The 10,764-nt window shown below is 66.2% G+C and carries 12 protein-coding genes and 1 tRNA gene; 8 read left to right on the top strand and 5 right to left on the bottom strand.

Annotation, left to right across the window (positions count from 1 at the left end):
- Together EPO55_RS18180 and EPO55_RS18175 are read right to left on the bottom strand one after the other, a co-directional pair.
- Nucleotides 1–529: tripartite tricarboxylate transporter permease (locus EPO55_RS18180; RefSeq protein ID WP_296338491.1), on the bottom strand; the 529-nt coding region annotated here is incomplete at its 3' end.
- A gap of 1 nt (nt 530) precedes the next feature.
- Nucleotides 531–980, bottom strand: coding sequence for a tripartite tricarboxylate transporter TctB family protein (locus EPO55_RS18175; RefSeq protein ID WP_296338490.1), 450 nt, complete (start codon nt 978–980; stop codon nt 531–533).
- Between the two features lie 167 nt (nt 981–1,147).
- On the opposite strand from EPO55_RS18175, the gene EPO55_RS18170 reads away from it, so the two are divergent.
- The 6 genes from EPO55_RS18170 (at nt 1,148) to EPO55_RS18145 (ending at nt 7,065) form a co-directional block, all read left to right on the top strand.
- Nucleotides 1,148–1,597 carry a DUF4442 domain-containing protein gene (locus EPO55_RS18170; RefSeq protein WP_296338489.1) on the top strand — a complete coding sequence of 150 codons (450 nt, stop codon included), beginning with the start codon at nt 1,148–1,150 and terminating at the stop codon, nt 1,595–1,597.
- 4 nt (nt 1,598–1,601) lie between these two features.
- Nucleotides 1,602–2,144, top strand: a complete 543-nt coding sequence (locus EPO55_RS18165) for a TetR/AcrR family transcriptional regulator (protein WP_296338488.1) — start codon at nt 1,602–1,604, stop codon at nt 2,142–2,144.
- Between the two features lie 278 nt (nt 2,145–2,422).
- Nucleotides 2,423–3,712, top strand: a complete 1,290-nt coding sequence (locus EPO55_RS18160) for an O-acetylhomoserine aminocarboxypropyltransferase (RefSeq protein ID WP_296338486.1) — start codon at nt 2,423–2,425, stop codon at nt 3,710–3,712.
- On the top strand, nt 3,712–5,046 hold the full coding sequence (locus EPO55_RS18155) for a Rieske 2Fe-2S domain-containing protein (RefSeq protein ID WP_296338485.1): 1,335 nt from the start codon (nt 3,712–3,714) through the stop codon (nt 5,044–5,046). Before EPO55_RS18160 ends, EPO55_RS18155 begins: the two co-directional genes overlap by 1 nt.
- Nucleotides 5,046–6,383 carry a Rieske 2Fe-2S domain-containing protein gene (locus tag EPO55_RS18150; RefSeq protein ID WP_296338484.1) on the top strand — a complete coding sequence of 446 codons (1,338 nt, stop codon included), beginning with the start codon at nt 5,046–5,048 and terminating at the stop codon, nt 6,381–6,383. The genes EPO55_RS18155 and EPO55_RS18150 overlap by 1 nt, the downstream gene beginning before the upstream one ends.
- Before the next feature lie 73 nt (nt 6,384–6,456).
- On the top strand, nt 6,457–7,065 hold the full coding sequence (locus tag EPO55_RS18145; protein ID WP_296338483.1) for a glutathione S-transferase family protein: 609 nt from the start codon (nt 6,457–6,459) through the stop codon (nt 7,063–7,065).
- A gap of 6 nt (nt 7,066–7,071) precedes the next feature.
- Here EPO55_RS18145 and EPO55_RS18140 read toward each other — a convergent pair whose 3' ends face one another.
- Nucleotides 7,072–8,337, bottom strand: a complete 1,266-nt coding sequence (locus EPO55_RS18140) for an MFS transporter (protein WP_296338482.1) — start codon at nt 8,335–8,337, stop codon at nt 7,072–7,074.
- Between the two features lie 103 nt (nt 8,338–8,440).
- On the opposite strand from EPO55_RS18140, the gene EPO55_RS18135 reads away from it, so the two are divergent.
- Both EPO55_RS18135 and EPO55_RS18130 read left to right on the top strand, forming a co-directional pair.
- Nucleotides 8,441–8,517 (top strand) — tRNA-Pro (locus EPO55_RS18135).
- A gap of 26 nt (nt 8,518–8,543) precedes the next feature.
- A complete protein-coding gene (locus EPO55_RS18130) occupies nt 8,544–9,758 on the top strand; it encodes a TCR/Tet family MFS transporter (protein WP_296338481.1) in 1,215 nt (404 codons plus the stop codon).
- Here EPO55_RS18130 and EPO55_RS18125 read toward each other — a convergent pair.
- Both EPO55_RS18125 and EPO55_RS18120 read right to left on the bottom strand, forming a co-directional pair.
- Nucleotides 9,721–9,915 carry a hypothetical protein gene (locus EPO55_RS18125; protein ID WP_296338480.1) on the bottom strand — a complete coding sequence of 65 codons (195 nt, stop codon included), beginning with the start codon at nt 9,913–9,915 and terminating at the stop codon, nt 9,721–9,723. The genes EPO55_RS18130 and EPO55_RS18125 overlap by 38 nt on opposite strands.
- A 246-nt stretch (nt 9,916–10,161) precedes the next feature.
- On the bottom strand, nt 10,162–10,695 hold the full coding sequence (locus tag EPO55_RS18120; protein ID WP_296338478.1) for a MerR family transcriptional regulator: 534 nt from the start codon (nt 10,693–10,695) through the stop codon (nt 10,162–10,164).
- Nucleotides 10,696–10,764 lie beyond the last annotated feature (69 nt).

Raw genomic sequence — 10,764 nt, 5'->3', positions numbered from 1 at the left:
GGCCGAGGAAGACCATGGCGATCGCCTTGGTCACCGAGCCGCTGGCCAGGACCACCGCGGCAACGAGGCCAAGCGCCATCAGGGCGCAATAGTCGGCGGGCCCGAATTTCTGCGCCATGCGCGTCAGCGGTTCGGCGAAGATCACGATGATGATGGTGCCGATGGTGCCGGCGAAGAACGAGCCGACCGCCGAGATCGACAGCGCCGCACCGGCGCGGCCCTTGCGCGCCATCTGGTAGCCGTCGAGGCAGGTCACGACCGACGACGCCTCACCCGGCAGGTTGACCAGGATCGACGTCGTCGAGCCGCCGTACTGAGCGCCGTAGTAGATGCCGGCCAGCATGATCAGCGACGCCGTCGGCGGCAGGTGGAAGGTGATCGGCAGCAGCATGGCGATGGTCGCCACGGGACCGATGCCGGGCAGGACGCCGATCAGCGTGCCGACCATGCAGCCCATCAGGGCATAGAGCAGGTTCTGGAAGGTGAAGGCGACGCCGAAGCCGAGGGCGAGGTTGTCGAAGATCTCCATCTCACCACACTCCGCGCACGATGGAGATATTCATCCCGAGACCGATCTTGAAGACGACGGTGCAAACGATCGCCAGCACGACCATGTTGGCGATCACCTCCGTCAGCTTGAATTCCTCCCCGCCCAGCGAGGAGATCGCGATCAGCACGACCAGCGCCGGCAGCAGGCCGGCGCGCTCGAACAGCAGGGCGAAGCAAATAATTCCGATGGTCACCAGGGTGATCGGCTTCCATTTCGGTTTTTCGACAGGCTCGGCGCCGCTCACCAGCGCAACAAGGCAGATGACGGCGCCCAGCCCCATCATGATCAGCGCCAGCATGCGCGGCACGTAGCCCGGCCCCATGCGGACGGTCGTCCCGATCGCCAGGTTCTGGCCGTAGTAGAGCGCCAAGAGCCCGAAGGCGATGAACATCGCCCCGGACAGGAAGTCCTTGGTCAGAAATCGATTCAACGCGCCTCGCTTCCCACACCACCGTGCTGCTTGGCCAGTGACCGCGAAGCGCACGGCCCTCCCTTAGCGTCCAAGGCTTACATCAAGCTGACGGGCCTCGGCCGGGACTCGACAACGTTTATGTCGCAGCCTATATGTCGCCAATGGAGACATATAGGGAAACCGCCATGATCTACGACATGATCCGCAGCCACCTCGGCCAGAGCGTGCCGTTCGCCCGCCTGGCCGGCGTCGAAATCGACAGCATCGCCGGCGGCCGCGCCTCGGCCCACCTGCCGTTCCGCCCCGAGGGCCTGAACCACATCGGCACGCAGCACGCGGCCGCCCTCTTCGCGCTAGGCGAAACGGCGTCGGGTGCGGCAATGGCCGGCGCCTTCGCAGCCATCCTGCCCGAGATCCGGCCGGTCGCGGCCGAGGCCTCTATCCGCTACTTCGGCCTCGCCAAAGGCGCAGTAACGGCCGAGGCCCGGGTCGAAGCCGAGCCCCAAGCCCTGATCGAGGCCGTGAAAGCCGAGGGCAAGGTCCGCTTCCCGATCGTCGTATCGCTGCGCAGCGAGGACGGTGTGGAGATCGGCGAGATGATGGTCGACTGGCACGTTTCGAAGAAGCGCACCTGACGCCGTGCCGCGTAAGGTCCGGCGCGCCACTTTCCACCACGGCGACACGAAGCGCGCCGCGATCGAGGCCGCCCTCGCCCTCCTGACGCAGGACGGCCGCGAGGCCCTCGCCTTGCGCACCGTGGCCGAGCGCATCGGCGTCAACCACCGCGCGCTCTACCGGCATTTCGCCTCGCTCGAGGCCTTCAAGGCCGAGGTCGCGGCGCTCGGCTTCGGAAGACTAGCCGATGCGCTGGAAGAGGTGTCGCCCGGCCAGCCCCGGGCGCTCGTCCGCGCCTATGCGACCTTCGCCTTCGCCGAGCCGCATCTCTACGACCTGATGTTCTCGCTGCCGCTACGCGACTGGTACACCACGGCGGACGGGCCGGGCCTCGCGATGCGGCGCGTGACGGCCGCCGCCGTCGCCGCCATCGGGAGTGCGGACGCCCAGGCGCGCGTCTTCCGCCTCTGGGGCCTCGCACACGGGTTGATCGGGCTCTATCGCGCCGGCGCCTGGCGCGCCCGTTCCGACCGGCAGGCGATCCAGTTCATCGCCGGGCTGGTTTGACGTTCGTCACGATGCATGGTAGGAATTTGCCTATGATTTCCTGCCACCCTTCCTTGCGCCCTTTCCAGGCCCGCCCGGGCGCGGCGCGAAAAAGTTCGAAGTCGATTTCCGCAATGTCCGCTTTCGACGGACATTGGCCATTCCTTCCTGTCTGCGAAATCGCTGGCAAGTTCAACGACTTGGCAACAATTTGATGCCATCCTGACGGAGGCAAAGTCGGTTTCCATGTTTTCCGCACGGCGGCGGACAATTTGGGGCCGGACATTGTGGAGAGGTCCATGAGCGACAAGACATTCGGCTTCGAGACCCTGTCGGTCCATGCCGGCGCCGCACCCGATCCCGCCACCGGCGCCCGGGCGCTGCCGATCTACCAGACCACGGCCTATGTCTTCGAGGATGCCGACCACGCCGCGGCGCTGTTCAACCTCCAGACCGTGGGCTTCATCTATTCGCGGCTCACCAACCCGACCAATGCCGCACTCGAGGCGCGACTCGCCACTCTTGAAGGCGGTCGCGGCTGCACGGTGGCCTCGTCGGGCCACGCCGCCCAGGTGCTCGCCCTCTTCCCGCTGATGAGCCCGGGCGCCGAGATCGTCGCCTCCTCGCGGCTCTACGGCGGCTCGCTGCAGCAGATGAAGAACACCTATCCCAAGTTCGGCTGGAAGGCTGTGATCGTCGACGCCGACCAGCCGGAGAATTTCAAGCGCGCGGTCACGGAAAACACCAAGGCCTTCTTCATCGAGAGCCTGGCAAATCCCGGCGGCGTGGTGAGCGACATCGAGGCCATCGCCCGCATCGCCGAAGCGTCAGGCGTGCCGCTGCTGGTCGACAACACATTGGCCACGCCCTACCTCTGCAAGCCGATCGACTACGGCGCGACGCTGATCGTGCACTCGACCACGAAATTCCTGAGCGGCACCGGCACCTCGATGGGCGGCGCGGTCGTGGACTCCGGCAAGTTCGACTGGTCGCGTGGCGGGAAATTCCCCAGCCTCGCCGGCCCCGAGCCCGCCTATCACGGCCTCAATTTCCACGAGACCTTCGGCGACATGGCCTACACCTTCCACAGCCATGCCGTTGGCCTGCGCGACCTCGGCCCCAGCCAGGCGCCATTCAATGCCTGGCTCACCATGCTCGGCATAGAAACGCTGGGGCTGCGCATGGAGCGGCATTGCGCCAATGCGGCCAAGGTGGCGCAATATCTCGAAAAGCATCCGGCCGTGGCCTGGGTGAACTACGCCGGCCTGCCCTCGAACAAGTACAACAAGCTTGCGAAGAAATACCTGCCCAGGGGCGCGGGCTCGATCTTCACCTTCGGCGTCAAGGGCGGCTACGACGTTGGCGTGAGGGTGGTGGACGGCGTCGAACTGTTCTCCCATCTCGCCAACATCGGCGACGCCAAGAGCCTGATCATCCATCCCGCGTCGACGACGCACCGCCAGCTTTCCGACGAGCAGCGTGTCGCCGCCGGCGCCGGACCCGACGTGCTTCGCCTGTCGATAGGCATCGAAACGGTGGAAGACATCATTGCCGATCTCGATCAGGCTCTCGCCAAGGCAACTGCATAATGTTGAGCCAGGCCGACAACGAATTCCTGACGCGAAGCGGCAAGGGCACGCCGATGGGCGAGTTGCTGCGCCGCTTCTGGATTCCGGCGCTTCTGTCGGAGGAACTGCCGGAACGCGACGGGCCGCAGAAGAAGATCCGAATCATGGGCGAGGATCTGCTGGCCTTTCGCCAGACCGACGGCCGGGTCGGCATCGTCGGGCCGCACTGCCCGCACCGCGGTGCCAATCTCTACTTCGGACGCAACGAGGAGTGCGGCCTGCGCTGCTCCTTCCACGGCTGGAAGTTCGACATCGACGGCAACTGCATCGACCTCCCGACCTCGCCGCCGGAATCGTCCTACAAGGACACGATCAAGCTGCTGGCCTACCCGACGCGCGAATGGGGCGACATGATCTGGGTCTACATGGGCCCGCGCGAGCTGATGCCCGAGCTGCCGCAGCTCGAGATGGCGCTGGTGCCCGCCTCGTCGCGCTTCGTCACCAAGAAGTGGCAGGACTGCAACTGGGTGCAGAGCCTCGAAGGTGCGATCGACACCTCGCACTTCTCCTTTCTGCACAAGGTGCTGGCGACCGACGAGGAATCCGCGCGGCGTGCGATGAGCAACGCGGCGCTGGGCGACCAGGCCAAGCCGGACGACCGCGTGCGCTGGGTTCAGAACGATCCGCGTCCCCGCTTCCAGGTGCTGGGCCACGAGACCGGGCTGGTGATCGGCGGCGGCCGCAAGACCGACAGCCCCGACCTCTACTGGCGCATCGCCCAGTTCCTGATGCCCAACCACGCCTACACACCCGCCGCCTTCCCCGGCGAGGTCTACTATGGCCAGTCGTGGGTGCCGGTCGACGACGTGAACTGCTGGATCTACAGCTATTGCTGGCAACCGGAGCGGCCGTTCACCAACTCCGAACGCGCCAAGTACCGCGGCGGTTTCAACGTGCATTCGGAAGTCGATGCGGACTACAAGCCGCTGCGCAATCGGGCCAACGACTACCTGCGCGATCGCAGCGTTCAGAAGAACGAGAATTTCACCGGCATCACCGGTGTGAGCGAGCAGGATGCCGCCATCCAGGACAGCCAGGGCCCGATCCAGGACCGCACCAAGGAGCATCTCGGGCCGACCGACATCGGCATCGTGGAGTTCCGCAAACTGATGATGGGCACGGCGCGCCGCCTGGCGGCTGGCGAAGCGCCGAACCAGCCCAGGCTCGCATCACGCTATGCCGTGCGCTCCGGCGGCTGGGTTGCCGCGCCGGAGAAGGATCTCGCCACGGTGATGGCCGAGCGCTTTGGCCACGATCGCGGATACATCGGCAACCAATACGGATTGGGGGACTGATGCTGAGCCAAGCCGACAACGCGTTGCTCACGCAAAGCGGCCCCGGGACGCCGATGGGCGACCTGCTGCGCCGTTTCTGGATGCCCGCGCTCCTCTCCGAGGAACTGGCCGAGCGCGACGGCCCACCGAAGAAGATCAAGATCCTGGGGGAAGAGCTGCTGGCCTTCCGCCAGACCGACGGCCGCGTCGGCATCGTCGAGCAGCACTGCCCGCATCGCGGCGCCAACCTCTATTTCGGGCGCAATGAGGAGTGCGGTATCCGCTGTGCCTTCCACGGCTGGAAGTTCGACCTCGACGGCAACTGCGTCGACCTGCCGACCTCCCCGCCGGAATCCTCGTACAAAGACACGATCAAACTGCTGGCCTATCCGGTGCGCGAATGGGCCGACATGATCTGGGTCTACATGGGTCCGCGCGAGCACATGCCGGAGCTGCCGCAGCTCGAGCTCGGCCTGGTTCCGGCCGGGCATCGCTACGTTTCCAAGAAGTGGCAGGACTGCAACTGGGTGCAGAGCCTCGAGGGCGCCATCGACACAGCCCACTTCTCGTTCCTCCATGCCATCCCGACCAAGGACGAGGCGGTCAAGCTCGACATCCTGCGCAAGACGTCGGCGATCGGCCAGGAAGGCGGTTTGGCCGATCGCATGCGCTGGGTGACCGACGATCCCCGGCCGAAATTCAGGATCCAGAGCCACGATGCCGGCCTGGTGATCGCCGCCGGCCGCAAGACCGACTCGACCGATCTTTACTGGCGCATCGCGCAGTATCTCGCGCCCAACCACGCGCTGGTGCCGGTCGCCTTCCCCGGCGAGGTCTATCATGGCCAGACGTGGGTGCCGGTCGATGACACGAAATGCTGGGTCTACACCTACAGCTGGGTGCCCGACCGTCCGCTGACCAATGCCGAACGCGCCAAGTACGCGACAGGGCTCAGCCTCCATGCCGAGATCGGCGAGGACTATGTGCCCAAGCGCAACATCCGCAACGACTACATGATCGACCGCGAACTGCAGAAGGCGCTGAGCTACACCGGCATCAGCGGCGTCTCCGATCAGGACGCCGCGATCCAGGACAGCCAGGGCGCGATCCAGGACCGGACCCGCGAGCACCTCGGCCCGACCGATGTCGGCATCGTCGAGTTCCGCAAGCTGGTGATGGCCGCCGCCCGCGCCCTGCAGAAGGGCGACGCGCCGCGGGCGGCGACACGGGCGCAAGGCTACGCGGTACGGGCGGGCGGCTGGATTGCAGGCCCCGAGAAGGATCTGGCGACGGTGATGACCGAGCGCTTCGGCCATCGCCACGGCTATGTCGGCGCGGAGTATGGGCTGGCGGAATAGAGGCGGGGAATAGTTAGACCGGACCGGCGGGCTGCATTATCGTCCGCCGGACGCTTTCTTGGGGAGAAGCCTGGTGACGATCAAGATTTACGGGCCCGCAGCTTCGCGCGCCGCACGCGCGCTGTGGATCGTGCACGAACTCGACATTCCGTTCGAGCATGTCGCGCTCGAGATGAAGGACCTCAAGACCGCCGACTATCTCAAGATCAATCCCAACGGCAAAGTGCCGATGCTGGTCGATGGCGACTTCAAGCTGTTCGAGTCGATGGCGATCAACCTCTATCTCGCGGCCAAGCACAACAAGAACGGCTTCATGCCGGCCAGCCTCGAGGACCAGGCGCTCTGCAACCAGTGGAGCTTTTGGGGCATGACCGAGGTCGAGAAGCCCCTGCTCACCGTCCTGATCGACATGTTCATGACGGCGCCCGACAAGCGCAAGCCCGAGGCCGTGGCCGAGGCGCTGAAGGCGCTGCCCAAGCCGTTCGCCGTGCTGAACGGCGCGCTGCAGGGCCGCGACTATCTCCTCGGTTCGACCTTCACCGTGGCCGATCTCAACCTCGCCTCGATCATGAGCTGGGCCAAGCCGATCAAGTTCGACTTCGCACCTTTCCCCAATGTCGGCGCTTGGCTCGACCGCTGCCTCGCGCGGCCGGCCTACAAGGCGGCGCGTTCGACCAAGTAGCGGCCGCTACTCCGCCGGCGCCGCCTGCGGTGCCGGACTACGAACTTCCTGGCCTCGGCCGCCCGGCAGCAGCAGCGCCACCAGCGTGATCACGACGGACGTGGCGGCGAGGCCCAGGAACAACAGCTCGAGGCTGCCGGTGCTCTCCTGCACCCAGGCGATCGCCAGGATGGCGATCGGGCTCGCGCCCAGCGCCACGACGAACTTCGCGCCGAAGCCGAGCCCGTGATAGCGGCTGGGCGTGTAGCGCGCGATCAGGATGTTCTCGACCGGGCCGGCCGCCGAACTCAGGATCGCCGAGGCAATCGCGCCGGCCAGGGCGACGTAGCCGTTGCCCATGGCGAGCGCCAGCATGGCGCCTACCTGCAGCGCCGAGGCCACGACATAGGTCGTCTTCAGTGGATAGCGGTCGATGACACGTCGGCCCATGGCGTACTGCGCCACGCCGGAGACGATGTAGATCATCGAGGTCGCGAGCCCGACCCACAGCACGGCCTGGGTGACGAACCCCCAGGAGGTAAGACTGTCACGCAGCCAGGCGATCTGATCGCCGAGGCGCTGCTGGAACACGAGTGCCGCGCCAAACATCACGGCGGCCCAGGTGATGCCCTCGAGCGCCATGGTGACCGAGAGAACGGAGAAGACCCGCCAGAAGTTGCGGCCGCCGTTCGTGACACCATGTGTCGTGGGCATCGGCCGATCGCCGATGCGGCCACGCCTGATCTCGACGAACAGCACCGCACCGACGGCGATGCAGACGATGCCCGGCACGATAAAGGCGGCGCGCCACGAGGCAAGCGTGATCAGCACGCCGGGCACGATGCCGTAGAGGGCGAGGCCGGCACTGCCCCACAGGCCGTTCACGCCCATGGCGTAGCCCTGTTCCCTGGCGGTCCGGATCACCCAGCCGATGCCGACGGAGTGATAGATGGCGCCGAACGCGCCGATGCCGCAGAGCGCCAGCGACAGCGCGAAGGTGTCGCCGGTCGGCACCAGGCCGCAGGCGATCGACGACAGGCCGAGGCCCGCGAACATCACCACCATCATGGCCGGGGCGCCGAAGCGGTCCGAGGCCCAGCCGGCGGGCAGCGACATGACGCCCAGCAGGATGCTGGCGGGGGCATAGAGACGCAGCAGATCCTCGGCCGGCAGCTTCCAGGCGATGGCAAGCGTCAGCACGATCACGGCATAAAAGGCCGTCATCAGGTGCATCAGCGCATGGCCGATCGAGGAAAACAGCAGGACGCGCCGGCCTGGATCCGGGGATTTCATGCCGTTCTGTATCGGCCCGGCTCCGGGGCAGCGCAAGCCGGCTTGCGGCATCGCTGCCATTCGCGCTAAAGCCCCCTGCCGCGGCGATTGCCGCGGCACCGGTCGGGGCGTAGCGCAGCCTGGTAGCGCATCAGTCTGGGGGACTGGGGGTCGCAGGTTCAAATCCTGTCGCCCCGACCAATTTCCTTCCCCTGCCATCTTTCCCAATGCCGATGAACACCCGGCGCGCGCTCGCCTTCATCTTTTGCACCGTGACGCTCGATGTTCTGGCGCTGGGCGTGATGATCCCGGTGCTGCCCGGCATCGTGCTGGGCTTCATGGGCGGCGACACCGCAGGCGCCGCCGAGATCTTCGGCGTGTTCGCCACGGTCTGGGGGCTGATGCAGGTCCTTTTCTCACCCCTGCTCGGCGCACTCTCGGATCGCTTCGGCCGCCGGCCGGTCATCCTGATTTCCTGCCTGGGCCTCGGCCTCGACTACATCTTCATGGCACTCGCGCCCTCGCTGCTGCTGCTGTTTGTCGGCCGCGTCATCTCGGGCATCACGGCGGCCACGATCAGCACTTCGTTCGCCTACATCGCCGACGTCACGACGGCCGACAACCGTGCCAAGGCCTTCGGCATCGTCGGCATGGCATTTGGCGCCGGCTTCGTCCTGGGGCCGGCGATCGGCGGCCTGCTGGGCGGCCTCGATCCCCGACTGCCGTTCTGGGTGTCGGCGGCGGCCTGCCTGATCAACGCCGCCTTCGGCTGGTTCGTGCTGCCCGAATCGCTGCCCCCGGAGAGGCGCATGCCGTTCGCCTGGAAGCGCGCCAACCCGCTGGGCTCGTTGGTCCTGCTGCGCTCGCACCGGCATCTCATCGGGCTGGCGTCCGTGGACTTCCTCGCCAACGTCGCCCACCAGGTCCTGCCCTCGGTGTTCGTTCTCTATGCTGCCTATCGCTATGGTTGGGGCGAGACGACCATCGGCCTCACCTTGGCCTTGGTCGGAATCTGCAGCGCCCTCGTCCAAGGTCTTCTGGTCGGACCGATCGTCGGACGGCTGGGGCCGCGACGCGCCCTGTTCGCCGGTCTCGTGATGGGCGGGCTGGGCATGGTGATTTATGGATTGGCGCCCTCGGGGGCGTGGTTCCTGGTCGGCGTCCCGATCATGGCGCTGTGGGGCATCGCGGGCCCGGCCGCCATGGACATGATGAGCAGGCAGGTGAGCGCGTCCGAGCAGGGCCAGCTGCAGGGCGCCAACAGCTCGGTCCGCAGCCTGGCCGGCCTGCTCGCCCCGGGTCTGTTTGCTGGAACATTCGCCTGGCTGCTCGGCTGGCTGCCCGGCGCGCCGTTCCTGCTGGCTGCGGCGCTGCTGGCCGCCGCTGCCGTCGTGAGCTGGGTCGTTACGGCGCCGTCGCCGCCCGACGGCCGGCGTCGGTGAGCTTGCACACGAGCCAGTCCGGCTTCAGCGGATTGTTGAACCACGGCTCGGACCAGCCGCGCTCGACGCAGCGCCGGACGATGGCGGCATCGACGTCCTGACCATCGAGGTCGAACAGCGGCAGCTTGCCGCCCGGCTGAGTGAGGCCTCGGCGCAAGTAAAGCAGCTCAACGAGAGTCGGAAGATCACCCTCCAACTCATTGTCATTGAATGATAAAATATCGGATATTCGCGCCGAATCATGCGCAAAGGCACGGCTGTAAATCACGGCGGCGTCCCCCTCTGACGATGCCGAAAAAGCGAAACAAATCAGGTGGATGTCACCGTTTCCGGAGATGCCTACCCGACCTGGCGGTTCAAGTCCTCGAACCGCTGCCCCCCGGCAGCGATCCGTGGTCCCGACCTAGTTCTGAGCCTTCAGCGTGCTGCGCAGCTGCGTCAGCGCCTGCTCGAGGTCTTCCAGCACCGTTTCGATTTCCCGGCGCTTGTGCAGATCCAGCATGGCGGCCCGCGGCGTCGTGGTCGATGGCTGCGGCCCGGTCCGCGGCAACGGCTGGCGCGCCGCCCCGTTGGTCATCGCTTCGGCGCGTGCCGACACGATGCGCAGGCTTTCGAGCGCGCTTTCCGCCGCCAGATCGAGGCGCTGCGGCTGCGGCAGACGGCCACGGCTCTCCTTCAGAAGGCGCTGTACGCCCTTGATGGTGTAGCCGTCGTCATAGAGCAGCGTGCGAATGCGGCGAAGGAGGTCGATATCCTCCGGCCGATAGTAACGCCGGCCGCCGCCTCGCTTGAGCGGACGAACCTGGCTGAATTTGCTTTCCCAGAACCGCAGTACGTGCTGCGGCACATCCAGTTCGGTCGCAACTTCGCTGATCGTGCGAAACGCCTGCGCCGACTTTTCAACCCGCCTTTCGACGGTCTGAGCCGATACGGCCATGACAAACCCCCACGTTTCCCCAACTACCCCTTAGTTCCCGCCGGGCGCCCCGTTGATCAGAGATTTAAG

It is taken from the genome of Reyranella sp. (assembly GCF_004296935.1).
GTDB lineage: Bacteria > Pseudomonadota > Alphaproteobacteria > Reyranellales > Reyranellaceae > Reyranella.
The sequence above is the reverse complement of the archived record's forward strand: the minus strand, read 5'-3'. Positions and strand labels throughout refer to the sequence as shown.

What these genes read in the sequence shown, in the direction of transcription:
- EPO55_RS18120 (WP_296338478.1), bottom strand. Translation starts at nt 10,695, where the DNA reads ATGGCCGTATCGGCTCAGACCGTCGAAAGGCGGGTTGAAAAGTCGGCG.
- EPO55_RS18160 (WP_296338486.1), top strand. Translation starts at nt 2,423, where the DNA reads ATGAGCGACAAGACATTCGGCTTCGAGACCCTGTCGGTCCATGCCGGC.
- EPO55_RS18130 (WP_296338481.1), top strand. Translation starts at nt 8,544, where the DNA reads ATGCCGATGAACACCCGGCGCGCGCTCGCCTTCATCTTTTGCACCGTG.
- EPO55_RS18150 (WP_296338484.1), top strand. Translation starts at nt 5,046, where the DNA reads ATGCTGAGCCAAGCCGACAACGCGTTGCTCACGCAAAGCGGCCCCGGG.
- EPO55_RS18140 (WP_296338482.1), bottom strand. Translation starts at nt 8,337, where the DNA reads ATGAAATCCCCGGATCCAGGCCGGCGCGTCCTGCTGTTTTCCTCGATC.
- EPO55_RS18155 (WP_296338485.1), top strand. Translation starts at nt 3,712, where the DNA reads ATGTTGAGCCAGGCCGACAACGAATTCCTGACGCGAAGCGGCAAGGGC.
- EPO55_RS18170 (WP_296338489.1), top strand. Translation starts at nt 1,148, where the DNA reads ATGATCTACGACATGATCCGCAGCCACCTCGGCCAGAGCGTGCCGTTC.